This window comes from Paenibacillus sp. AGC31, from assembly GCF_057334655.1.
This window is the reverse complement of sequence record NZ_JBHFJH010000025.1, coordinates 180,730-205,180: the sequence shown is the minus strand read 5'-3', so window position 1 is coordinate 205,180 and position 24,451 is coordinate 180,730. Positions and strand designations below refer to the sequence as shown.

Annotated in this window: 17 protein-coding genes; 5 read left to right on the top strand and 12 right to left on the bottom strand. The window is 47.1% G+C overall.

Annotation, left to right across the window (positions count from 1 at the left end; all coding sequences use genetic code 11):
• Positions 1-116 precede the first annotated feature (116 nt).
• Together ACE04G_RS11130 and fosB are read right to left on the bottom strand one after the other, a co-directional pair.
• Positions 117-1,928 (bottom strand): S9 family peptidase, encoded by a 1,812-nt coding sequence (locus ACE04G_RS11130; protein ID WP_449004345.1) that lies wholly within the window; start codon positions 1,926-1,928, stop codon positions 117-119.
• A gap of 140 nt (positions 1,929-2,068) precedes the next feature.
• Entirely contained in the window at positions 2,069-2,488 is a 420-nt protein-coding gene (gene fosB / locus ACE04G_RS11125; RefSeq protein WP_221823698.1) for a metallothiol transferase FosB, read from the bottom strand.
• A 154-nt stretch (positions 2,489-2,642) separates the two neighbouring features.
• Between fosB and ACE04G_RS11120 the strand changes: the two genes are divergently transcribed.
• Together ACE04G_RS11120 and ACE04G_RS11115 are read left to right on the top strand one after the other, a co-directional pair.
• Complete coding sequence (locus tag ACE04G_RS11120) at positions 2,643-3,542, top strand: glucose 1-dehydrogenase (RefSeq protein WP_036607429.1); 900 nt, start codon at positions 2,643-2,645, stop codon at positions 3,540-3,542.
• A 124-nt stretch (positions 3,543-3,666) separates the two neighbouring features.
• Positions 3,667-5,277, top strand: coding sequence for a gamma-glutamyltransferase family protein (locus ACE04G_RS11115; protein ID WP_449004354.1), 1,611 nt, complete (start codon positions 3,667-3,669; stop codon positions 5,275-5,277).
• 554 nt (positions 5,278-5,831) lie between these two features.
• On the opposite strand, the gene ACE04G_RS11110 is transcribed toward ACE04G_RS11115, so the two are convergent.
• The 5 genes from ACE04G_RS11110 to ACE04G_RS11090 all read right to left on the bottom strand — a co-directional run bounded on the left by ACE04G_RS11110 (position 5,832) and on the right by ACE04G_RS11090 (position 12,117).
• Positions 5,832-7,232, bottom strand: coding sequence for a nucleotide-binding domain-containing protein (locus ACE04G_RS11110; protein WP_449004353.1), 1,401 nt, complete (start codon positions 7,230-7,232; stop codon positions 5,832-5,834).
• Positions 7,233-7,294: 62 nt separating this feature from the next.
• Positions 7,295-8,353, bottom strand: a complete 1,059-nt coding sequence (locus ACE04G_RS11105; RefSeq protein WP_449004344.1) for an SAVED domain-containing protein — start codon at positions 8,351-8,353, stop codon at positions 7,295-7,297.
• A 501-nt stretch (positions 8,354-8,854) separates the two neighbouring features.
• Entirely contained in the window at positions 8,855-10,534 is a 1,680-nt protein-coding gene (locus tag ACE04G_RS11100) for an NAD(P)H-hydrate dehydratase (protein WP_449004343.1), read from the bottom strand.
• 202 nt (positions 10,535-10,736) lie between these two features.
• Positions 10,737-11,369, bottom strand: a complete 633-nt coding sequence (locus ACE04G_RS11095) for an NAD(P)-dependent oxidoreductase (RefSeq protein ID WP_449004342.1) — start codon at positions 11,367-11,369, stop codon at positions 10,737-10,739.
• A 319-nt stretch (positions 11,370-11,688) separates the two neighbouring features.
• A complete protein-coding gene (locus tag ACE04G_RS11090; protein ID WP_237177682.1) occupies positions 11,689-12,117 on the bottom strand; it encodes a GNAT family N-acetyltransferase in 429 nt (142 codons plus the stop codon).
• A 111-nt stretch (positions 12,118-12,228) separates the two neighbouring features.
• Here ACE04G_RS11090 and ACE04G_RS11085 point away from each other — a divergent pair, with 111 nt between their 5' ends.
• Positions 12,229-13,116, top strand: coding sequence for a hypothetical protein (locus ACE04G_RS11085; protein WP_221823710.1), 888 nt, complete (start codon positions 12,229-12,231; stop codon positions 13,114-13,116).
• Positions 13,117-13,743: 627 nt separating this feature from the next.
• Here the strand turns inward: ACE04G_RS11085 and ACE04G_RS11080 are convergent.
• Entirely contained in the window at positions 13,744-16,455 is a 2,712-nt protein-coding gene (locus ACE04G_RS11080; protein WP_260632932.1) for an S-layer homology domain-containing protein, read from the bottom strand.
• A gap of 362 nt (positions 16,456-16,817) precedes the next feature.
• On the opposite strand from ACE04G_RS11080, the gene ACE04G_RS11075 reads away from it, so the two are divergent.
• Together ACE04G_RS11075 and ACE04G_RS11070 are read left to right on the top strand one after the other, a co-directional pair.
• Entirely contained in the window at positions 16,818-19,139 is a 2,322-nt protein-coding gene (locus ACE04G_RS11075) for a helix-turn-helix domain-containing protein (RefSeq protein WP_221823714.1), read from the top strand.
• Positions 19,140-19,169: 30 nt separating this feature from the next.
• Positions 19,170-20,810 (top strand): extracellular solute-binding protein, encoded by a 1,641-nt coding sequence (locus tag ACE04G_RS11070; RefSeq protein WP_486094435.1) that lies wholly within the window; start codon positions 19,170-19,172, stop codon positions 20,808-20,810.
• A 98-nt stretch (positions 20,811-20,908) separates the two neighbouring features.
• Here the strand turns inward: ACE04G_RS11070 and ACE04G_RS11065 are convergent, their stop codons facing one another.
• The 4 genes from ACE04G_RS11065 to ACE04G_RS11050 form a co-directional block, all read right to left on the bottom strand.
• The gene (locus ACE04G_RS11065; RefSeq protein WP_036607453.1) at positions 20,909-21,148 is read right to left on the bottom strand and encodes a YezD family protein; all 240 of its coding nucleotides are present in this window, start codon (positions 21,146-21,148) and stop codon (positions 20,909-20,911) included.
• A 156-nt stretch (positions 21,149-21,304) separates the two neighbouring features.
• Complete coding sequence (gene cysW / locus ACE04G_RS11060; protein WP_449004340.1) at positions 21,305-22,180, bottom strand: sulfate ABC transporter permease subunit CysW; 876 nt, start codon at positions 22,178-22,180, stop codon at positions 21,305-21,307.
• Positions 22,181-22,247: 67 nt separating this feature from the next.
• Complete coding sequence (gene cysT, locus ACE04G_RS11055; RefSeq protein WP_017690928.1) at positions 22,248-23,084, bottom strand: sulfate ABC transporter permease subunit CysT; 837 nt, start codon at positions 23,082-23,084, stop codon at positions 22,248-22,250.
• An 87-nt stretch (positions 23,085-23,171) separates the two neighbouring features.
• A complete protein-coding gene (locus ACE04G_RS11050; protein WP_449004339.1) occupies positions 23,172-24,251 on the bottom strand; it encodes a sulfate ABC transporter substrate-binding protein in 1,080 nt (359 codons plus the stop codon).
• Positions 24,252-24,451 lie beyond the last annotated feature (200 nt).

Genomic DNA, 24,451 nt, shown 5'->3' with positions numbered 1-24,451 from the left:
TTCCATATATGTCGCCCAACATCCGGGCTCACGCATAAAACCGCCAGAGATCATCCTTGATCTCTGGCGGTTTTTGTCATCTGACTATATTTCAGTCAACGATGGAATCTCTCAACTTAAGCTTGTGCGACATGTGACTCCTGATGTTTCTGCAAAAACTCCAACATCCGGCGGTATACGAGAATCTCATTTGCCTTTCTGGAGAATCCGTGGCCCTCATCGTCCAGAACGATGTATTCCACATCCATTCCCTTGGACTGGAGCGCAGCCACGATCTGATCAGATTCGGCCTTCACGACCCTTGGATCATTAGCACCCTGAATGACCAGCATTGGATTCACCATCTGATCGAGATACGTAATCGGTGAATCCTTCGTTAAACGTTCGCGGTCACGGACCGGATCACCCAGCCAGTTATCCATCATCGGCTTCCAGTCTTCCGGCACGGATTCCAGGAATGTGAACAGGTTACTTGGCCCAAAAATATCGACCGCAGCCCGGAACAGCTCCGGATGGCGACCTGCCAATAACAGGGTCATATATCCCCCATAACTTCCCCCTACCACAAACAACCGTTCTGGCGAGGTGATTCCCTGATCGAACAACCAGTTGATCCCGGTAACACAGTCCAGCCTTGGACCCTCACCCCAATCACGCTCAACCATCTTGACGAATTCCGCACCATATCCGGTACTGCCCCGGAAATTCGGTGCAAAGACATGATAGCCCTGAGCGAGCATCATCTGGAACATCGGCCGAAAAAACTTCGCTTCGGATGCTTGCGGCCCACCATGAGGCCAAAATACGGTGTAGCCATTGGCCTGCTCTGGCTTTGCTTTGAACAAGAGAGCTTCGATCTCCAGTCCGTCGTAGGAGTTATACCGAATAACGTCAGGGTACACGAGATCACTTGGGTCCAGTCCGGTTACCCGATTGGCAGTCAGCGGCTCCCAGGACTCAGCACCTGCTATTTTGCGATAAATGTTATGCGGTTGGATCGCTCCACGTCCAAGGATATACACATTGCCAGCCTTCGTAACGTTCACCTGCTCTATCGTATCCAGTGGCATCTCTATGCGCCGAGGCTCATCGGCATTTTTGCCCAATACGTACATACGATTCTCCGGCCCTGTAAGTGTCCAGAAATATAAGGTCTCGGAAGCCTGATGCCAGCGGATAAACTCCACATCTTCCCCTTCGATTCGGCACAATAAACGGAATTCGCAGGTATCAATACGGTACTCAGCCACATAAGCGTATGCGGAGTCATCATTGGTAATGAACAGAAGACGATTATCATCTGCAAATATCAGATCGGATACCTGACTATGACGTTCTGAAGCTGGCAGGATCACCATTTCTTCATTGTTACGATACAGATGCGCCGTCTGATACGTATTGGAGTACATTTTTAAAATGACATAACTCTTCTCGTCAGGACTTACAGCCACCAGGCTGCTCGTAACCTCTTCTCCACTGTATAACAGTTCATCTTCTCCTGTCTCCAGATCGATGCGGCGTGAATTCAGATAATTCGGATTACCCGCGCTGGTGACATAATAGAGACGTTGTCCATCCTCGGACAAATCAGCGAAATAACAGCGATCATTAGGTTCTGCCGGAACCACAGGCAGTGGGACACCACCCTCGGGCGGAAGTGCATACAGATGATAGTTCTCATCTCCATCCCGATCAAACGCGGTAAGCAGATGACGTCCTTGCGGGTCTGCTTTGATAAATTGACTGCTCTGATTCAAGTACGTTAAAGGATACGGGTATCCTCCAGGCAAATCCATCGCCCAAATATTCGGCTGACCGTTCAGGTTGCTGTCCATGAACAAACGTTTCTCGTCTGCCGATACGGCAAAGTGCGAAATACGGTACGTCTGAAAATATTGCTCGACATCCGGTTTAGGGAACTGAATCATGACAAACCTCCTTGGAATTGAACCAACGAATTTAACATTGGTAAATTAAGGTACCTTTTGTCCATATTATAGGTAATGCCAATGTTTAAACAATAGATATGTGAGTTATAATTCCAGACTTTATCAATTTGTACATGAACTCACGGATAAAAGGTCATATGAGCCTTGTCTTCGCGATAATAATCCAGCCTTTGCTTCATCGTACCTGTATGCAGTTCGAACAGATGACCATCCGGATCGGTGAAATATACAGATAATGCATCCCGCGGATCTCTTGGCCTTCCGGGAAGAATGTCAGCACCCGCTGCTCGCAGCTGCTGCACAGACGCGTCGAACTCCTCTTCTGTAACGGTAAATGCAATATGGGTATAGGTTCGTTCCGTATAGTTGCGAATAACATCCTCCTGATTCAGGGCAATCCACACACCGGCAAGCTCAAAATAAGCCAGTTTGCGTCCTTTCACCTGAATTCGGGCACCGAGAGCCTGCTCATAAAAGGTAATGGCCCGCTCCAGATTGGATACGGAAAAGCACAAATGATTAATTCCTTGAATATTCATGTGGCTCCTGACACCTCCATCGATTTAAGGATCTATCCTTATTATGGTATATTCTGTGCAATAAAAACAACCGTGCTGCTTCCTCCCGCACCTTCTTCTGGGCGAATGCATAGGTTATCCGTATCAATGAACGTTCGAGGAGGATGTAAAGCGAATGAATCCTGTCTATCCTTTTTATGGTGAGAAAACGGTATGCAAGGAGCAAAAACTGGCATTTCCACCCCAGCATCAGGACCAGCAACCCGGTCTGGAAACCCTGATGGTGCCTGAACCAATTAGTGAAGATCCTGCCTATATCGGCAGCTGTAAACTCCAAGGTAAAGTTGCCATTATTACGGGTGGTGACAGTGGAATCGGCCGGGCGGCCGCCATCGCTTTTGCCAAGGAAGGTGCGGATATCGTCATTGCTTATCTATATGAACGGACAGATGCCGAAAGGACTCGTGAACGGATCGAAGAACTGGGACAGCGCTGTCTCTTAATCGAGATTGATCTCCGCTTAAAGAAAAACTGTGAAGCCGTCATCCGCACAACCATGGAAACGTACGGGAAGATCGATATTCTGGTCAACAATCATGGCGTACAGTATGTGCAGCCAAGTATCGTTGATATTACAGAAGAACAGCTGTATCACACCTTTCAGACCAATGTGTTCGCCTATTTCTTTCTGATTCAGGCCGCTCTCCCCCATCTGTGCAGAGGTGCCTCCATCATTAATACGGCTTCCATTACGGCATATAAAGGCAATACCCAACTGATCGACTACTCTTCTACCAAAGGAGCCGTCGTATCGCTGACTCGTGTACTCGCCCAATCGCTAGCTGCACAGGGAATCCGTGTGAATTCTGTCGCTCCGGGACCCATCTGGACACCGCTCATCCCTGCCAGTTTCTCCGCTGAGGATGTACAGGTATTTGGAACAGATACGCCTATGGGTCGGGCTGGTCAGCCTTACGAACTGGCGGCAGCCTATGTTTATCTCGCTTCCCGCGACTCATCCTACGTCACAGGTGAATGCATTCATGTGAATGGCGGCGATATGGTAACGACATAGGCTGATGTCAGGTTGGATTTGGCAGGTGTGGCAGGATATCGGTTATCCCGTTACGAAGAGGGTTAGAAGTATGATCCGGTTATACCGGAGCCTGACATCTTGCGACAAGGAGCTGAACAACCTGATGAACTTCGATCCACTCTACCAACCGTACCCCTCTTACCGCGTGCCTGTGTATGCGAAACAAGGCATGGTCGCGACGTCACAGCCACTAGCTGCACAAGCTGGGCTCGATGTATTGAAAAAAGGCGGCAATGCCATTGATGCCGCCATTGCAACTGCGGCAGCACTCACGGTGCTGGAGCCCACGTCTAATGGCATTGGAGGCGATGCTTTTGCCCTCGTATGGACCGAGGGCAAACTGCATGGCCTGAATGCCAGCGGCCCTGCGCCTCAGGGCATATCCATTGAGGCGCTTCAAGCGGCAGGCTATACGGAGATGCCGAAGCTTGGGGTTGTTCCGGTGACGGTGCCTGGCGCACCGGCGGGTTGGGCTGAGTTGAGCCGCCGTTTTGGGCGGCTCATGCTGGCGGAAGCGCTGGAACCGGCCATCCGCTACGCGGAGGAAGGTTATCCGCTTGCGCCTGGGCTGGCCCGCCACTGGGCAAGGGCAGCCGAGATCTATGCACGCCAGGGCGATGCGGAGGCAGGGCGTGCGTGGTTTGAGACATTTGCTCCAGGCGGGCGTGTTCCCGCAGCTGGAGAGATGTGGCGCTCGCCGGATCATGCGGCGACTTTGCGCCAGATTGGCGAGAGCGAAGCGCGAGACTTTTACGAAGGAGAACTGGCTGAACGTATTCATTCCTTTATGGCAGAACACGGTGGTTATCTGACTCGCGAAGATCTAAAGGCTTTCCAGCCCGAGTGGGTTGATCCCATCTCCGTCTCCTATCGTGGTTACGATGTATGGGAGATTCCGCCGAATGGACAAGGATTGATTGCTCTCGCGGCGCTTAATCTGTTGAAAGGTTACGAGTTCGACGAGAAAGAATCCGTTCTGGCGTATCATCAACAACTGGAAGCCATGAAGCTGGCATTTGCCGATGGGGAGAAATATATTACTGAAGAACGCAAAATGGGTGTGACGGTGGAGGAACTGCTATCCGAGGCATACGCGGAAGAACGGCGCAAACTCATTGGTGATATCGCACGTGCACCTGAGGCAGGTGATCCACGTGCAAGTGGAACAGTCTATCTGGCTACGGCGGACGGTGAAGGTAACATGGTTTCCTTTATCCAGAGTAACTATATGGGCTTCGGGTCTGGATTGGTTGTTCCGGGGACAGGCATTGCTTTGCAGAATCGCGGACATAATTTCTCACTGGACCCGAATCATGCAAATGCCTTGGAGCCAGGCAAACGAACGTATCACACGATCATTCCGGGGTTTCTCACCCGCGGCAGTGAAGCGGTTGGGCCATTCGGTGTCATGGGCGGTTTCATGCAGCCGCAGGGTCATGTGCAGGTGGTCATGAATACGATCGATTATCACCTGAACCCACAGGCCGCACTGGATTCTCCACGCTGGCAGTGGACGAAGGGCAAAACCATTCTTGTGGAACCGTGTTTCCCGCAGCACATTGCACAGGCACTCGCCCGCAAAGGACATGATATTCAAGTGGCGCTCGATCCATCCCAGTTTGGACGCGGTCAGATCATCTGGCGCAACCCGGACAATGGCGTATTATGCGGGGGTACGGAAACCCGAGCGGATGGCTCGATTGCGGCTTGGTAAACTCATGAAAATTCATTTATAAGGACAAGTACGGATATCACGACCCGCTTCTCATATCCGCTAGTTCATTTCAAAGACACAACAGAGATGATTCATGTGTTCTCTGTTGTGTCTTTTTGTCTTATTAGACTTTAAACATCAGTAAACAACAGACTGTAGTTATTTAGGCACCTTTTTGATCAAAGAAAAAACTTGATCGATTGAATTATTTAGATGTGGAAATTGAACAAATAAAATTTTGAGAAGTCTAATTTCAAAAATTGAAATTGTAACCCTTGCTGCTTCCGAAAAAAATGTTCGTACGTTATGGAACTACATGGATGTTCCATTCTCCCATCTGCTAAAGTACATGTTCTTGAAACCATTTGGAGGAAGTTAAGCTAATATTCCAGAGGGTTATGAACTCAATAACATAGATGAAAAAATGAAATTAGAATTTGATTCAGCATTGAAAATTATGGCTGGTGAGAGGTTGTGATATGCAAAGTTCATTCTCAGAATAATAAAAAGCAGGGTAGGTGTATTTTGAAATACACCTACCCTGCTTTTTATTATTATACACGAATAGGCACTTTGACTCTCCGTTTTACGACACACATTCCATTTTTGACAATATAACATTCTACATAATGATCACCCTTAAAAGAGGTTACTTCAAAATGGGTGAGTTTGTCTGTTCGTACTATTTGTCCCCTAATGTTGTTTTCTCTTTTTGCGAATGGACCCTTATTCATTACTTTCCAATATACTTGATATGGTTGTGGAACATTAGTTCGAGCAACAAAATTAAGTTCATGACCAGGCAAAAGGATCTCATGTCTACTAAGTATGTTACTTAACCATCTAGTTGTAGGTTGCCCTTCTTTAGAAACCTTACAATCTAATTCCATAGTGTAATGAGTTTGAGTGCTTATCGGAAAAAAATCTTCAATGAATTCTTCAGAATCTTGGAAATCGTAGTATTCTTCAACGCCTCGGAAATAAACAACGGTTTCTGATATTGCCGCCAGTGATTTACTCACTGTTTCATCTTTAACCAATCCGTTCCAGTAGTCATGATTGAAAAATTCACCCCATGCTTCAACTGCCTGATTCCAAGTGCAGTTGGAATCAAATAATACATCCAATTTGGAAATTTTATTGTTTAGACGGTTGTATAAATTGTTTATTTTAATACTATCTTTGTTAACCAGCTTTAAACTACTTAACGGGTCTGTAGGGTTATCAACTTCTTTATTATCTTTTAAACGGTCTCTAACAGCTATCATCGTCTTGTAGAATCTTTCGTCCATACGTTCAGACGATTCAAACTTCTCCACAACCAATACACTTTGGATCAATCCACCCGGCATGTTTGCCCAAGATAGTCTCGATTTAGAGAACATCTTTATTAATCTTACAATATCTCTGATTTTATAATCTTTGTCTTTATTCTCTTTATTGAACCATTGAGTAATGGCGCGAGGATCACGTTTACGCCATATACTACCACAATGTTCGTATTGGTATACGTCATCTTCATCATTGTCTTTATATCTTCGATAGATTGCAAAATCGACGTGATATCCATCTGCATAAGAAATTCGAACACAATTGGTCTTCGCTTCCGGTTCTATTCTAAATTGTTTAGTTTTTCTTTTAAGTGCGTTCACGATCAGATTTTTAGTTGCAATGGGCCCAGAAGGCAGGTCATCCTTTTCAAATACAAGTGCGACATCAATGTCATATTCATTACTATCATTTTGAATAACCGTAGACATTGCCACACTTCCTTGTACTACAGGTTCCTCAGCTAGGGTGTAATTTGTTCCGTTTTCTTCGTTGTATTCAACCAGCCCATCTTTTAATCGGGTCACATTTAAATTTTTCTTGGCGTAGAGGTTGTTTTTATCAATTAACGGAAGAATTACATGAGTACCGTAAAAAGTTTTAAACTTGCTATCAAGATTGTACATAGCCACTCACTTTCTATCACCGATTTAGTTAATTTTAGATTAAATATGATCAAATGACATTATTATGTTAATGTTCCAGTTTGTGTGCCATTTAAAGTAATCCCCCATGGGTAATTCGGAGTTTGTTGCCTCTCAAATTGGTAACTAATAATTTCAGCCATTCTTGTATCGCTGATTACTTTACCTAATTCGAAAATGAGGCAACTTTGACCAGAATAAAGAAGGTGTATTTTTTGAAGATTGGAATAATCGCTACTGAGTTGGATGAGTAATTTATAAATCTGATTGTTATACTCACTCAATTGCTCTTTAAATAAGATGGCATTATCCATAGGATTATCTAATGATAAATCAACAATAGGGCACGAAAATTGCTCAGCTTGGGATGCAGTAATCTTTGAAGTAAGCCCGACAGTTAAAACAATTTCTGTGACCGTTTGATTTAGATTTGGCATCGTTAAGTGAAGGGCGGGATATTTTGTTGCAAAGAACTTCCACTTTTTGTTCGATTTCAAACGATAATAGGTGTTGTTGTTGCCCTTTCTCAATTCGAAATGTTCATTTATTCCATCACCGCCGAAATGTCTTCCTGCTAGCAATATAAAAGGTATTGGCGCAATCCCCGTATATGCTCGTTTTACATCAACACTTTCTCGTTTAAATGCATCAATTTTCTGTTTTATTTCTTCGTAAATATCATCAAAATTTTGTTGAGTTGGACCTCGCTTAAATAGCCTGATGAAATCAATGGTATTCTCTTTGAATTCGAAAGGACTTAACCCTAAGTCATTTTGATGGTCTTCAATTCGGTAATCTCTGTATCCATTAATATTTAGAATATAGAGCTTATTTCTAACATAACGACTAGAGTAAAGTCCTCCTAAAAAAATTGCACACCCTACAGCTAATTGAACATAGTTTGTTTCTGATTGCTGCTGTATCAACGCTGCAAAAAATTTATCACTGAATGTACCAAAGGAACCATTGATAATTCCAAGACCAGCAGTGATTAGCGTTGTAGACATTGCACCTTCCTTATTTTTTTTAATAAGTGAAACAATTACAACTACAATAGAAGCAATGAAGACAGCAGCAGCAACTAATTTAACAATTATTAACATTACAACACACCTCATTCAACGATTAAATAGTGCTGACATCAGTATAGGTATAATATACCATTTCACCATAACACAAATAGAACGTGTGTTCCAGAAGATTGTGCTATTTACGTAAAGGTCAATATTGGTTTTAAGAAAGTTTGAACTTATATAAATTAATCTCCACCTGTTATGTGACTGTTTCTGTAGGCAGGATGTCGGGAGAATTCGGAACGGACGTAGGTCGGATGTAGTTTAGATGCAGATTATAGGCAGGTTAGATGCGAGCTAGGATCGGCAGTGTGAACATACAAACAATAAAGGGGAGCTTCCGTCATGACTATAACAGAGCTCCCCTTTTCAATGGCTAATCGTTGTTTCATCTATGAATTTATTTCGTATCAGCGATATGAATGTATATAAATTGAACTAAACATGTACACGAAACCGAGAGGACAGAAAGAATTTAAGGAAGCGGAGCTAGAAGTTTTCTGTAAGAAAACCAGATCGGAAACTCCATCCTCACAGTGCGTCGATAATGTCTCCGGCCAGCAGGGACGACGGGTCACCGCGCAGCAGTGCTGCTCGTTCGGCGGACAGTCCGTGGAGATATACGCCGAACGCGGCGGCTTGCTCCGCGCTGAGCCCTTGGGCAAGCAGACCGGCGATGATGCCGGTCAATACGTCCCCGGCACCGCCCGTTGCCATGCCGGCGTGCCCGGTGGTGTTGATGTACGCCTCGCCGGATGGCGTTGCGATGACCGTTCGTGCTCCCTTGAGCACAAGGGTCACGCCCTGCTCGCGGGCGTATTTTGCAGCGTGTCCAATGCGGTCACGCTGCACTTCCTGGGTCGACATGCCCAGCAGTCGGCCCATCTCGCCAGGGTGCGGCGTCAGGATTGTCGCCGCACTTCGCTGGATCCAGTCGCGAGGCCCATGTGGGCCAGCGTCTGCCAGCATGTTGAGGGCGTCCGCGTCGATGATCAGCGGACGATCCGTATGTTGCCACAGACGGCGCAGCCAGTCTGTGTCGCCCTGGAAGCGGCCGAGGCCTGGGCCGGTCGCGAGCACGTCGCGGCTCTCCGCGAGACGCAGCACGGCTTCGGCGGAAGCCGCGTTCCATTCGCCGCTGTCGCCATCGGAGGCGGCAGCAAGCATGAGCTCGGGCACGGTGCCGATGACATGCGGCAGCAGTGCCGCGGGCAGCGCCCATGTGGCGAGCCCGCAGCCTGCGCGCAGCGCGGCCTTGGCCGAGAGCAGGCCTGCGCCGCTCATCGGCAGACTTCCTGCGGCCAGCAACACATGGCCGTAGGTGCCCTTGTGGCCGTCCGGTGCCCGGAGACGGCCTGTATCCACGCGCAGCGCACCGCGCAGCACCTCGTCCGTCAGCAGACGGACCGAGAGGCCATGCTCTGGCGCAAGCCGCGCGGGAATGCCGATGGCGCGCACCACGATGCGCCCGGCGGCAGAAGCACCCGGGTACTGCACCAGCCCACGCTTAAGCAGCGCGAGGCATACGGTCACCCGGGCTTGAATGCAGGGCTCGTACACCTCTCCGGTGTCGGCGTCCAGCCCGCTTGGCACATCAGCGGACACGACCGGCTTGCCGCTGTCGTTCGCCGCCTCGATCAGCGCCGCGTAAGCTCCCCGCGGCGCTCCCCTCGAGCCGGTGCCCAACAGCGCATCCACGATGCCTGTGCACCGGCTGAAGTCCACGGCTTCGCGCCCGTGGACAAGAGCAGGGATGCCAAGCTTCGCGGCGGCATCCCGTTGCATTGCGGCTTCGCCCCGCAGTGCATCAGGAGCATCGGCGTAGACCAATGTCACGCCAAGCCCCGCTTCAACCAAATGGCGCGCGGCCACCAGCCCATCGCCGCCATTATTGCCCTTGCCGATCAGCATGTACCACTGCTGATCTCCCGGGCGCTCCATCACCAGCGCCGGATCGGCGATGATGTCGCCACCATACCCTTGCCGATCGCCGGGCCCGGTGTGTGCCCGCCTCGCATCTGTCTTGCTGTTATAGCCAAGCCGCACTGAATCCGCAAGCCTGCCTTCTGCCTGCCCTTCCCGGCACAGCTTGATCACTTCCTCAGCAATGGCTCGTCCTGCATTCTCCATCAGACTTGCTGCCGGAATACCGAGCTGATGAATGGTATGCTCGTCCACAGCTCTCATCTGTTCAGCGGTTACGATAAACAATGTTCATCCCTCCCCGTGACAAGCTCATCTCATACCTAAAAGCAACAACTTCACACTAAACGCTGCATCCTGTATGTGTATCTCTATCTTTCCCTTAACCTCATATAGTTACCACGATGCGCTCCATGCATCATTGGAAGCTCTATTAATCCCGTATACGAGACCTTCAGATTAAATCATCCATTCCAAAGCATGTCTACGCTTAATAACCTACCGTAAACCGAGCTTGGATAAATTGCGGATCGTCCAGTTCATCCACCAAAGCCGCTGCAAAATCACCAACCGAAATCGAGCTTTCCCCGATATCATCCGTAATCACACGGTTCATGCCAACCCGGAATTGGCCTGTCCGACGTCCTGTTGTGATTGTCGCAGCAGGGCTCATGTAGGTCCAGTGAATACCTGATGCTTCAATCAGGTCATATGCTTCTGCATGTGCTCTTGCCAGTGGTTTGACTTCCTCCGGAAATCCCGGCGTATCCATCAGCATATCACCGGATTCGGTTAGCAAACTTCCCGCTCCACCAACCACAACCAGACGTCCTGCTTTTGCACGGCGCACACCTTCAATTAATGAGCGTGTGACTTCCAGCATTTCTTCTTCTTCTCCAAACTTCGGTCCATACGCACTCACTACCACTTCTTGTCCTGCTGCAAAATCAGCCACCTGATCCGGGTTAAGCAGATCTCCCTGTTCTACACGCAAACGCTCATGTACCATCTCAATCTTCGACGGATCACGCACCACCGCTGTCACTTCATGCCCACGATCCATCAGCTCCCACAGTATCGTCTTGCCAATCGCTCCGGTTGCTCCAAAAATGGTTACTTTCATATGAATTCCCTCTTTTCTGTAGATATCATCTCATCAACTTACCGTTATTTTAATACTTAATCCTATTGTTATATACCTTAAACGGCTCACGCCATCTTAAACCGGATGTGAACAACTTGTAAACCTATCTCTTACAGCTTATATGTAGAAAAATAATCTTTACTTCAACTAGCGGAAAAAGCACCGACACTCTTAAGTATCCCCTCTCTCCGCCAACACTCAACACGAATCATGAAAAAAGCCGCTAAATGCGGCTATACTAAGATAATTTCATACGACATAAGTCTATTCTTATCTTAAAATTTCAGTTTTCGTTCCGCTAGGTAGTCGGTCCTTCTTCTCCCTGCCTCCACCACATACCCTCCGATTTTGGGCTGGTGTATTCAAATCCAAATTGAGCATACAGGCGATCAGCCGGAACATCCGCCAGCAGACTGACCAGACCACGGGCAGGTACTGCTTCACGCAGATAATTCATAATCTCGCTCATGATCAGTCTTCCATACCCCATTCCCTGAACATCCGGGTGTACAGCAATATCGACGACCTGAAAGAAACAACCTCCATCTCCAATCACTCGCCCCATGCCTATCAGCATATCCTCTTCACGCAGACATACGGCAAACAGGCTATTCGGTAATCCAATCTCCGCCCCTTCCCTGCTCATTGCACTAAGGCCGGCAATCTGCCGCAAGGCAAGATACTCCACCGCTGCGGGTGGTGTGTGTTCAATATTCACATGATCCATGAATTGTGCCCCTTTCTGCTTGAATTCATCTACTTCCTGTGTAATAGTGAGAGAAAGCTTACGTGAAGCGTGTTTCATGATACGTGAAGTTGGTGCAAAGGAGGAACAAGTGTGTTTCAACGTTGGATTGAAGATCTAACATCGCGCCCAGGCACTGTGGCTGTGCTGTTTGGAGTCATGGCTTTGCTTCTGGGGATATACATATGGTCTGCCACTGAAGTTCGCCGCAGCCACGAAAGGCGAATGAGAAGGATACGAGATACATTATACATAAGTACAGCCCTCTTGGGACAACTTACCATCCAGGAAAATCGGAATTATGAACGATCGGAACACGAACATGACGATCTGATAACAGCAATGTTAGCCTGCAAAGCTGCATCTTACCTATCCCCTCAGCTACAGGACCAGATCCGTGACTGTATTAAGGATCATGATTCTGCCCGACTTGGCCTGATGCACAGAGCACTGGAACGGGAATGCACCGTATTATCGGATGAACTCAGCCGGGAGACTTATGCAGATCATTGGGGCACAGCGGTCTGGACCATCCTTCGGCCCATAGCCGAACCAGCCGCACTGGCGGCCACAGGGTTTCTGATTACAGATCTGGTATTTCGTCAGCGAATGTTGGACGTCCCTGTGGACTCATGGGACAGCATCTTGCCATGGATTCGCGCGATTTCCCTGATGATCACCATAATATATGGTTACCTGCTCTGGGCCAGCCCACGACGCGATAGGTCAAGTACAGTAACCAAAATGCTCTCCTTGCTGATCGCACTATGCTCCTTGCTCCATCTGATTGGACCTGCTGCTGCGCCCTACGCCCTTGGATTACAGCTGATTATATTTACTTCTGGTTTCGGGTTGACTGGGACACGCTCTCGAAGTGATCGCCCCTACGCAGGACATACGGATCTGGAACCAACAAAGCAAGTCTCTACGGAACTGGAAGGGAATACACGTCGTACATCTGGTACCAACACCGAAGAATAACCTACGCATCCAGCCGCTTCCGTATGATTAAACTTAGATAGATAGGAGACTCGGTCCTCCCTCGCTGGATTTTCACTGATCAGGTCATGTCTCCTTACTCGGCATGTTATACGATGATGGATGTCAGTGTCCCAAAATTGTAAAGAACCTCAGACACGTTATTTCCCAAAATCGCTCGATAAAAACGCTCTAAAACGCCGTACATTTCGATATAACGTGTCTCAGATTCGTTAGCGCTCACTCCCTGCTCATGCTCTGTTCCAAGCGCACTGAGAGGACAACCTCGTGTCCCTCTCGTACAAAGCGAAAATTTTCATTAATAGAAGAAAATAGGAGAATCGCCTTTGCGACATCCTGATCGCTAGCTCGTACATTCAGTATGCAGAGTATGCAGCATGCTTCCCTACTCTGGACCCGTTCATGTAAGCGTCGGCTTTCAGTAAGTTTGAAGACACGCTTTAAATTCTGCAAGTCTGTACGCAAAAAGGGCTGAAACTACATTGTAGCTTCAGCCCTTTTCTATATTACTAATTTTGTCTTGCGAAGAATGATCGGAAGGTTATTCTGTCATCGAAGTGGCATGTGTAACATACTTTAGTCACTTTATATCATGGATAATTACTTCACTTATTTGGCTACAACATGTGCAATGACGCGGCCCTTTTCGTACGTGACAGTCACGTCATAACCATCTGCCGTTACACTGTCGAATTCACCTGTGATTCCATTAGCCGTGATTAACGTAATATCTTTGGAACCTTCAATCTTATGCTTGGACAAGTCGAGTTTGAGACTTCCTCCATCAATATAGAGCTTTCTGCCGACATTCAGCTGACTGTTGTTATCAGTCACTACCAATTCCAACGTACTGTTATCCATGGTAAAGTTTCTATTTAAGTTGAGTGCGCCGTCGACATCAACGACAACTGTTCCATTTTCTACATACAGATCACCTGTACCAAAAGCAGTTTCAGATTCGGCTACCAGCGTTCCTGCTTGCAGTAATGTTCCGCCAGTGTAGCTATTTTTCCCTGTCAATGTAAGGGTTCCTGTTCCTTTTTTCGTAAGCATTCCACTACCGGTAATATCATTTCTCCACCAGTCTTCTGCATTAAAGCGCCCTTTGGAAGCGTCCATATCCACAGTTACATTGTTCAAGAATGCACCGTATCCATCCGCAGCCGTGACCAGATCAATTCTACCCCAGCCCTTGGATTCATCCAGTACAGGATATCCAGAGTCAATGGATGTTGTATACAACACTTGTCTGCGTTGCTCATCTGTTAAATACGGTTGACGCGTTTCCAACAGGACTTCTGCTCCTTGCGGTACAACTGGAGCCAAACCTTTGGTTCCGGTTTGTGGTAGACCGTAAGTCATCTTTTCTCTATAGAAGGCTTTATTGGCATCATGATCTTCCCATTTGTGTTCATCATAAGCACTCTTGAACGTGTAATCCTCAGTTACGGTGTGTGCATACTCATACAGACTCATATTTTTTTCCTTGGCTGCAGCTCCAAATACTTCTCCGGCATTCTCATAACCTTTCTCTAACACATCTTTGTTCTCAGCCTGATTAAGTGCATATGCAGCCATGGCTGTGGATTGTATTCTTCCTCCTATAACATCAAGCGGCGAGTGCATCCCCGTTACGACTCGATTCTCTCCCAACTGAGCTGCTCTCGTTAACAATTCAGCGAATCGTTCTGGTGTAGCGTATGCCAAAGGAAATACGGATAAGTAAGCTGCACTGGTATGTCCGCTCGGAAATCCGCCATCTTTTCCTCTTCCATCCTCAGCGATTCGTTTGACATAACTTAAGGCAGGAATAAGCTTAACGTTGGTTTCGTATTGCTGGTAATGTTTTTCTCCTGTAGATTTGGTGCCGCCTGAAGCCAAAGGTACTTCTTTTTTCTCACCTTCGCCCATGGTTTCCCATACAGGCAATCCTTTGCTGTCAACAACTTCTTTCACTTCTCCATTGGAATTCATTCTCCACGGTCTTGGGGAAGAGTAGAAATATTTAGAGGGATTAGATGAGGCAGGAATTTTGAATCGAACCAGATCAACCAAATTAACCAAGTCTGAAAGCTCCGTTTTTTCATCCCAATCTCCAATACCTTGGCTTTCATCTTCCACTGTTTCTTCGGTCAATACCACATTCATCTCGTCCACCGTTCGTTCAACGTTGGTCTTTGGCTTGATGATATCTACATACGTGTTAGCCAACGGACCAAAGCCCTCCATCACGCTATAGATCTTATCTCTTTGGTCATCATAGTAGGCTGCCAAAGCCTCTTCACCCGTGCGGTTTTGCGTGACCTTTTCGACATATTTGATATTGGCTTCCCAAGTCGCTTTGTTTCGGATCTCTTCATTTGCATATGTTTTCTGATCAGCGACGGCTACGGTTGGGTCATTTTTAAATCCGTCATAATAAGGGGACGGTCCATCTCCATACTTTGCATTTTTTCCGTCAGCTCCAATTTTGGTTGCCGCTGTTCCATCTCTCCAATCCGCTTGGTTCATGGACCATACTTGATCAAAACCGTCCAAAATATCAATAAATGGATTGGTTTCCGCAATATTTTTCAAGGTGTCGTCTCCAGCATTGGCTCCGTGCTTCACGGCGGACAACCGAGCTTCATCTGCTGGGGGGTTAACATTCAGCACGGTTGCCGTTCCTTTTGGCTTAGCTGGTTTGGCAGCTGTAGTAGCATCTGTTTCCACAGCCTTAACGAGCGCAGACACCGCTTCGGCACGAGTAATGGAATTAAGCGGTTTGAAGCTTCCATCTGCATAACCAGCGATAATTTTCGCTGCTGCCGCTCCACCTACCGCTCCCTTGCTCCACGCCGCAATAGACGATGAATCGCTAAATACATTCGCTGCTGTTTCATTTAACTCCAAGTTCAAAATGCCAGCGATCACTTTAGCTGCTTCTTGACGGGTAATCGGATCTTGCGGCTTCATTGTGCCATCGGTGTATCCATCTATATATCCATTCGCATTTGCAATAGAAATTGCTTCGTAATACCATGCACTCTCAGACACATCGTTAAAGGTAATTTTAGCTTGTCCGGAATATCCAAAAGCACCGTTTACCAAATTCATAAATTCTGCTCTGGTAATATACGTATTTGGTTTGAAGGAATGATCCAGGTAACCTCGAATTAATCCTTCATCACCCCATGCTTGAATATTTGCTTCCGCCCAGTGTCCCTTAATATCAGAGAACTGAATCTTCTGATCGGCTGCAAAACTCTTCTCTGCAAATGTCGGACCTACCATAGACAACATTAGAAGTAATGCCAGTGACTTTTTAAGTGGTTTTCTCATGGCTTGCAAATACACGCTCCCGTTATGGTAAATTATTTTTTTGCTTCTGCATCTGCAAATGAGTAAGAAAGACTCTATACAGATGTCTGATCTGCCGTTACTGTAGCATTAGGGAGCGTTTCGCATCTATAGAACAAATTCCGTTTTATATCAAAATCGTACGTTTCGGAGCTTATATGCCAAGAAAATGGAGTTAGATACTACTTTATCAATTAAAATACCTACTTTTGTAAACGCTTTATTAACTGAAAGTAAATTATGGAGTGGGAGTTTGTTAAATTTCGATCAACATGATTTCTAGTCCTCGGCCTGCTATATAATGATGAAGTTGTTTAGAAAAGAGACATGAAGGGGGAAAAAGAATGCATAAGCCATTTCAATCTGTGAGATCCAAAATGGTTCTTTCCTACCTTGCAGTCGTTCTTGTCATTGCGCTTCTTTTCGGCTCCATTCTATACCTTTTCTTCTCCCATCAATACAGCAAAGAGATTCGAATCAATAATCAACTTTCGCTGAAAAGCACCGTCAATACTATTGAGAGCTCCGTGATCCAGAAGGTGAATCAGGTCTATCTGTCCCTGGCACTCGGTAACGCAGCAAGTATCGATTTAGATAGCTTAAAAGGAAACCATAGCAAAATCTTGGACATCGAACAGTCCCTCAAAAATATGGTGCAAAATTATTCGGATCTCATTGAAGCTATTCATGTGTACGATACGAGGAACCACTTCATCGTCTCATCTGTATATGGGCTATTGCTCTATGAGGACACGCCTTCGAGTGTGGATCATACGACGGATTGGATTGCTGCGATGAAAGAGACTCCAGAAAGCTCCTTATGGATGAAGACTCGCATGGTGCCTCAGGATGCTTATATCGAATCACGGGAACAGGGCAATATGAGTCATCTAATTTCCTATGTCCATAGTTACCCGTTTCAATCGTCTGGACAAGACAGTAAGGCCATGATTGCGATTGATATCAAAGAATCAGCGATCAGTCAGATCATTAAAAATATGATCCCTGCTGACTATGCAAATACATTAATCATCGATCAGGACGGAACCGTCATATCTGCCGCGGACAAAACGTTGATAGGCAGCTCCACGGAGGAGAATCTAACGCAGTCGCTCCTTGCCTATCATTCTTCAGATGAGAGCTTCGCACCTGTATTTAACTATGACTCTCATGTCGTCACCCAAGATCAATTTAAAGGAAATGCATGGAGAATATACACAACCACACCTAATGAAAGCTTCTATTATAAATTGGATAGCTTAAAAGAAATTTCGGTTTTTCTTGGCTTGTTGGCTGTCGCAGTTGGGATCGTGATGTCCTCCATTTTTACCAGGGCCAACTATAGTCCTCTTAAGCGAATCATGAATAACATCAAGAGCCGGATGGACAGCCCAACCAGCTTAAAGCAAGACGAATATCGGTTCATCGATACAACGTTTAACAGTCTGTCCAATAAAGTTGATAGTCTTGAAGAAACCTTACAGGCCAATCACAGAATGATTAAGCATAGTATCATGCTTAATATGTTAAATAATCGATTTACACCCGAGGAACTTTCAGAACAGCTCCAGTCTGTTCACATTTCAATGGCTTACTCTCGCTTCCGTTGCATCGTCATTGACCCCGTCAATGAGAAGTGGAAGGATCTGCAGCCACGACAGTTGCAGCATACGTTGTATACGATGATCCAGCAACTGGAGCTCACAGAAATGGATGAAACTCAACTACTGGCAGAGGAATTGCAGGATCACAAAATAGCAGTAATCATCTGTACCAACCAACCCGAAGAACCGCTCTCTGATCACATTGTGGACTTTATTCACGCTGAGGCGAGCAGCAGATTTGGCCTGGAATTTGTACTATCGTTAGGCGGATGGGTAGAACACTTCACGAAGATTCACACAAGCTATCATCAGGCGAATATCCTGATTCGCTACAGCTACTTCTTTCCCGAGCAGTCTGCCATTCAGGATCTTGATCTTCTGAACAGGGAAGCCAGCAGTTTGGAAATTCCGGAGTCATACCTCGTCAACTTTGAAAAGAAATTGCAGACTCGGGATGTGCAAGGTACGGTTGAGGCCATTCAGAAATTGGTCGCGACAATAAAGGAAGGCCCCTATTCCGCCGAATACAGCCGTATCATATTATTAAAAACGGTATCTATTTACGCGGAGTGTATTAATCAGGTGCGCCTGCAACCCGCCGAGGCGAGTTCATTGAATATGTACAAGCAACTTTCATTGTTCTACAATATCAACCGCTATTCGGAATGGATGATTCATCTCGTGACCGAATTTGTGATGCAGATGGAGAAGCGCAGCGAGGTACGAAGTGTGGATACCATCTCGGCTGTCAAAGCCTATATTCACGAGCACTTATCGGGCGATCTCACGCTGGATCATGTCTCAGAGCAAGTATTCATCAGCCCTAAATATCTCAGTAAACTTTTCAAGGAAGAAACCGGGATTGTTTATTCCGAATATGTTACGAATCAGAGAATGGAACGCGCACGGGAACTCATGACACAACGCGAAATTACAGTTGAGCAGGTCGCAAGTTCGGTCGGTTACCGTACCCCTGCTTATTTCATTAAGAAGTTCAAAGAAATTCACGGCTGTACACCAAAAAACTTCATGCGCAGTCTAATGGAACAGGGGTCTATATAGGATCAATTAAAAATCAGGAAAGGAGCTGCTATGAACCTTAACCTGTCAAGAAAGCTATGGCTATATTCCGCAATGCTCCTCCTTCTCTTATTTACAAGTGGGTGTACCCTTTTAGGAAGAGAAACAGCACAAGTGCAACAGCAAGACCATCTAGCAAGCTCTGAGAAGGATACAGCTCCTCAATATACGATATCCTGGACCATGCATCAAAATATTGCTGTTCCTGAGGACGCGGAGATGATTGCATATATTGAGGATCAGTTTGATGTCGATCTGGAGGTGTGGAACCTTGAGAACAAGCGGTACGAGGAACTGCTGGACCTGGAGCTTGCTCAAGGTAAAATACCCGATCTGTTCCGAATCAGACAACCGCATGATCTGCTTAAGTATCAAATGCAAGGGGTCTTAGCGGAAATCTCCCCGGAAGTCCTTGAACAATATGCGCCAAATATCGTGCAGCGAATTCGCGATTATGATTCACGTTACCTAGAGTATGGAAAAATAAACGGCTCCTTATATGGAATTCCGGCCATTAATCAGACCAATATCTATCGAACTCCTGTTGTATACCGAGAGGACTGGCTTAAGCAGCTTGGTCTGGAGGTTCCGAAGACATTAGATGAATTTGAAACGGTTATGTATGCTTTTGCCAAAGATGATCCGGACGGAAATGGTAAACAGGATACGTATGGCCTATCCAGAGAGGGCTTAAATGTCGTGTTTGGCGCTTTTGGACAATCCGTTTTCACCGAGCAGCTGTATTTTAATGAAAAAAACAACCAACTTGTGATCGGTGCTTTGGAGCCTGAGATGAAAAAAGCCCTGACTTATATGCAAAAGTGGTATCGGGACGGGATTATCGACCCTGAGTTCATAACCGGCGAAAATAAAGGCGGCTATAAACATCTATCCCATGCTTTTATTAATGGAAAAATTGGGATGACCTCGATGGGTAACTATTATCATTGGAATCAAGAGGGAGACTACAGTGTCCTTAATGAAAATGGTCAAGAAACCCCAGTGAGAGCCTCGTTCAATGTTAATGAGCTGTTACAGAAGAGCGCAACTGCAGAAGTTGTATTTGGTTCTCCTGTTATTGGTCCTGATGGACATAGCGGTTCAAAAGGGAACAATCTGCTGATGAATTTTATGGCTATAGGTGCTGAGGCTGCGAAGGAGCCGGGAAAACTGGAGAAAATTCTGGAGATACTCGATTATGTAAGTGCCAACCCCGATCCGGAGGAGCAGATCAAAATGGAGTATGGCCTTCCAGGAAAACACTGGAATTGGAGCGCTGAAGATTCAAACTCGTTCCATTTACTTTACCCATACAACAGAATGGAGAATTATATTAATAGGATCGGCTCAAGTATAGGCATGACGGTTCCAGGTACACCCTCGGATAAACGTGAACAGTGGGCTGCATCTGCAGGGTTGACGGAGAATGGTATCTATAATCGCCTGGAGGTTGCAACCCCTGCCCTGATTCAATATTCATCTGAATTGATTCGCATGAGAGACAGAGCGTACATCTCCATCATCACTGGCGATCAGCCTGTGGGGTATTTCGATACCTTTGTGGAAGAATTCATGGATGCAGGTGGGCAACAGTTGCTGCTTGAAGCGAATCATTGGTATAAGGAGCATATGGAGACAAGTCGCGCACAATAGATAGGATGATTTGGAACATGCATTTCCCATGAGTTTCTGAAAAGTATACCTTTGTGTTCCTATGCACCCATCCTCGATTCCTGACGCCATGTCACTCGCTATCCCTTCGCACTCGCATTGGATCCGCGTAGTGAACGGGCTGAACTGCTTCGTGCCGTGCTTCCGGATTTGGAGGCGCTGCCTGAGGGAGTGTTCTCAAAACGCTTGCGTTCGGTCCGCTCCATCTGCACAATCTGTCCTTCGTGCACTACGATGTGCAATGAACCAAACTCCATGTCATTCAGCTGTCCGGCAATTCGGTCCAACCATACCTCATCCACTTTTAACGGCTTAGCCATAGAGCTGCCTCCTCTTCTCGGGCTATTGCCCGCCATATTCCTAAGTACGCTATCAGCCAACGGATTTATAAATCATTCTTATCCAACCTATATACTTGGTTTATACATTAGCAGGGCTTCCAGTAGCTGTCAATCTGTATTTTCTTCTTCTCATAATCACTTTTCTGAAACGGCTTTGTGTCCAAGCCAGCTCTTGAGCAGCAACGTGGCAAGAGCCAGAATCAGGAGCAGTGAAGCTACGGCAAACGAAGCCGAGAATTGATATTCGTTATACAAAATCTCGACATGAAGTGGTAACGTATTGGTCTCTCCGCGGATATGCCCGGACACCACAGATACAGCTCCGAACTCGCCCATAGCACGGGCATTACACAGAATAATGCCGTATAGCAGTCCCCATTTAATGTTGGGCAAGGTTACACTCCAGAAGATTCGCCACCCGGAAGCCCCTAGTGTAACCGCCGCTTCCTCTTCCCGGGTTCCCTGGTCCTCCATGAGTGGAATCAGCTCCCTCGCTACGAAGGGGAAGGTAATAAACAGCGTTGCAATCACAATGCCTGGCAGCGCAAAAATGATTTTGAAATCATGTTCGGACAGCCACGGCCCTAACCACCCATTCGAACCAAAGACCAATACAAAGATCAACCCGCCCACCACAGGCGAAATGGAAAAGGGAAGATCAATCAGGGTAATCATGAGTCCTTTGCCCTTGAACTGGAACTTGGTAATGACCCATGCGGCGGCCACACCAAATATCGTATTCAGCGGCACGGTAATCGCCGCAACCAATAACGTGAGTTTCAGTGCAGACATGGCATCCGGCTCGGTAAGAGCCGCGATGTACACACCCCAGCCCTGCTTCAACGCCTCCATGAGCACAATGGCCAGTGGTAAAATAAGGAGCCAGATGAGTACCAGGCTTGCCAGTCCAATCAACAACCATTTGACCCATGGAGCTTCCGTTGTTGCACGATTAGTTCCACGCCCGGTCTTTACGGGTGGAACAGGGCTCAGTGGGACGGAACCCGCCATATGCTGCACCTCCTTTGGTTTGGGTGAGTGACATCTGATTGTATCCATACTCCATCATGTTTCATCGTCATGCTCTGCCCGCCTTCCGGCTCCAGCGCTGCAAAGAATTAATGATCAACAGCAGGATAAAAGAAACAAGAAGCAGCAGCAAAGCTACAGCTGTAGCCCCTGCATAATCGAACTGCTCCAGCTTGGCCATGATCAGCAAGGGAGCAATCTCCGTTTTCATCGGCATATTGCCTGAGATAAATACAACCGAGCCATATTCGCCAATGCCCCGGGCAAATGCCAGAGCAAAACCCGTCAGCAGCGGTGGAATCAGATCCGGCAGCAGAATCGTGCGGAATATCCGCCATCTTCCTGCTCCAAGTGTGGCAGCCGCCTCTTCCACTTCTGCCTCCAGCTCCTCCAACACCGGTTGCACCGTGCGAACTACAAACGGAATTCCGATAAACATCAGCGCCAGCGTAATCCCGGCCTGTGAATAGGCGAGCTTGATGCCCAAAGGCTCTACAAACTGCCCAATCCAGCCATTGCCGGCATAGATCGCCGTAAGAGCAACCCCTGCTACCGCTGTCGGCAAGGCAAAAGGCAGATCAATGACCGCATCAAACAGCCTTTTGCCAGGGAATTCATACCGAACAAGCACCCATGCCAGGAGTAGTCCCAGTACGAGATCAATCAGTGCCGCTGCACCTGCGGTCAGGAAGCTGACCTGAAAGGAAGCCAGCACCCTGGGATTGGTCGCAACCTCAATCATGGTTGCCCACGTCAGCCCTGTGGAGTTAAACAACAGCGCAGCCAGTGGAATAAGTACAACCAGGCTCAGGTAGAACACACTGTAACCCATCGTTAATCCAAATCCCGGCAATGTGCGTCTCCGCGCCACCATCACCTTGCTCATGCACGTTCATCCTCTCTGCCTTCAGCCGGTAAGGCTGGTTGGCCGCTCACAGCGCGATTGATCGGTTGTTCATTGAACAGAGCAACCTTAGCTGCCTGGAACATAGATCTGGTCGAAGATACCACCGTCATTGAAATGTTTGGCCTGGGTATCCCGCCATGTACCGAATACATCTTTCAACGTGAACAGCTCAAGTGCCGGGAACTGATCTTTGAATTTTTCCTCCACGCTGTCCAGCGTTGGGCGGTAATAATTTTCAGCAGCAATTGTCTGTCCTTCTTCACTGTACAAATATTTCAGATAGGCATCCGCCACGTCGCGGCTTCCTTTTTTGTCTGCATTTTTGTCCACAATCGCAACCGGTGGTTCAGCCAAGATACTAACCGAAGGCACGACAATATCGAATTTGTCCGGGCCCAGCTCTTTTACGGATAGGAAAGCTTCATTTTCCCAAGCAAGCAGCACATCACCGAGGCCACGTTCAACAAACGTTGTCGTAGATCCGCGAGCCCCCGAATCCAGTACAGGCGCATGCTTGAACAATTCACCAACAAATGCCTTCGCTTTCTCTTCATCATTGTTATTGTGCTTAAGGGCATATCCCCATGCCGCCAAATAGTTCCAACGTGCCCCGCCGGACGTTTTGGGATTCGGGGTGATGACTTGGGTATCCCCTTTGATCAGATCATCCCAGTCCTTGATGCCTTTTGGATTGCCTTTACGTACAAGAAATACAATCGTAGAGGTATACGGAGAGCTGTTATGCTCGTATTTGTCCTGCCAACCTTCATTAATCAGACCTTTATCTTCAATCGCATCAATATCGTATCCCAATGCCAGTGTCACCACGTCCGCATCCAGTCCGTCAATAACAGAACGGCTCTGTTTGCCCGATCCCCCGTGGGATTGCTTGATGGTTACTTCCTGGCCTTTCTCTTTCAACCAATGCGCCGCAAACGCTTTGTTATATTGCTCATAGAGTTCCCGCGTTGGATCATAGGAAACATTCAGCAGTTCGATGGCCTTGGCCCCTTCTGTGCCGCCTTCCGCTCCCCCTGATGTTCCTACCGCACTGGACCCGCCGCTATCCGAACCGCATGCTGCCAGAACTCCTGTTAACACCAGTGCCAGACCAACCAGAATACCCTTGTGAATTCTCTTTTTCATGAAATAACACTCCCCCGATATAGATCTGCATGACTACCTCAGGCCGGCTGAACAGGATGTAACGCCCCATATAAAAACAAGAAGACGGAGGAACCCCCGCGCACTTCTCCCCATAAAGTCATGCCGGCTTAAGGCCGTGCATGCTCCATCTGAAAAGGATGCGCTGCGGTGTTCCTCCGTCTATACGGTGAGAACGTTAT

Bases quoted from the DNA above. Each gene is read 5' to 3' on its own strand.
- ACE04G_RS11130 (WP_449004345.1), bottom strand. From the start codon at position 1,928: ATGATTCAGTTCCCTAAACCGGATGTCGAGCAATATTTTCAGACGTAC.
- fosB (WP_221823698.1), bottom strand. From the start codon at position 2,488: ATGAATATTCAAGGAATTAATCATTTGTGCTTTTCCGTATCCAATCTG.
- ACE04G_RS11120 (WP_036607429.1), top strand. From the start codon at position 2,643: ATGAATCCTGTCTATCCTTTTTATGGTGAGAAAACGGTATGCAAGGAG.
- ACE04G_RS11115 (WP_449004354.1), top strand. From the start codon at position 3,667: ATGAACTTCGATCCACTCTACCAACCGTACCCCTCTTACCGCGTGCCT.
- ACE04G_RS11110 (WP_449004353.1), bottom strand. From the start codon at position 7,232: ATGTACAATCTTGATAGCAAGTTTAAAACTTTTTACGGTACTCATGTA.
- ACE04G_RS11105 (WP_449004344.1), bottom strand. From the start codon at position 8,353: ATGTTAATAATTGTTAAATTAGTTGCTGCTGCTGTCTTCATTGCTTCT.
- ACE04G_RS11095 (WP_449004342.1), bottom strand. From the start codon at position 11,369: ATGAAAGTAACCATTTTTGGAGCAACCGGAGCGATTGGCAAGACGATA.
- ACE04G_RS11090 (WP_237177682.1), bottom strand. From the start codon at position 12,117: ATGGATCATGTGAATATTGAACACACACCACCCGCAGCGGTGGAGTAT.
- ACE04G_RS11080 (WP_260632932.1), bottom strand. From the start codon at position 16,455: ATGAGAAAACCACTTAAAAAGTCACTGGCATTACTTCTAATGTTGTCT.
- ACE04G_RS11075 (WP_221823714.1), top strand. From the start codon at position 16,818: ATGCATAAGCCATTTCAATCTGTGAGATCCAAAATGGTTCTTTCCTAC.
- ACE04G_RS11070 (WP_486094435.1), top strand. From the start codon at position 19,170: ATGAACCTTAACCTGTCAAGAAAGCTATGGCTATATTCCGCAATGCTC.
- ACE04G_RS11065 (WP_036607453.1), bottom strand. From the start codon at position 21,148: ATGGCTAAGCCGTTAAAAGTGGATGAGGTATGGTTGGACCGAATTGCC.
- cysW (WP_449004340.1), bottom strand. From the start codon at position 22,180: ATGGCGGGTTCCGTCCCACTGAGCCCTGTTCCACCCGTAAAGACCGGG.
- cysT (WP_017690928.1), bottom strand. From the start codon at position 23,084: ATGAGCAAGGTGATGGTGGCGCGGAGACGCACATTGCCGGGATTTGGA.
- ACE04G_RS11050 (WP_449004339.1), bottom strand. From the start codon at position 24,251: ATGAAAAAGAGAATTCACAAGGGTATTCTGGTTGGTCTGGCACTGGTG.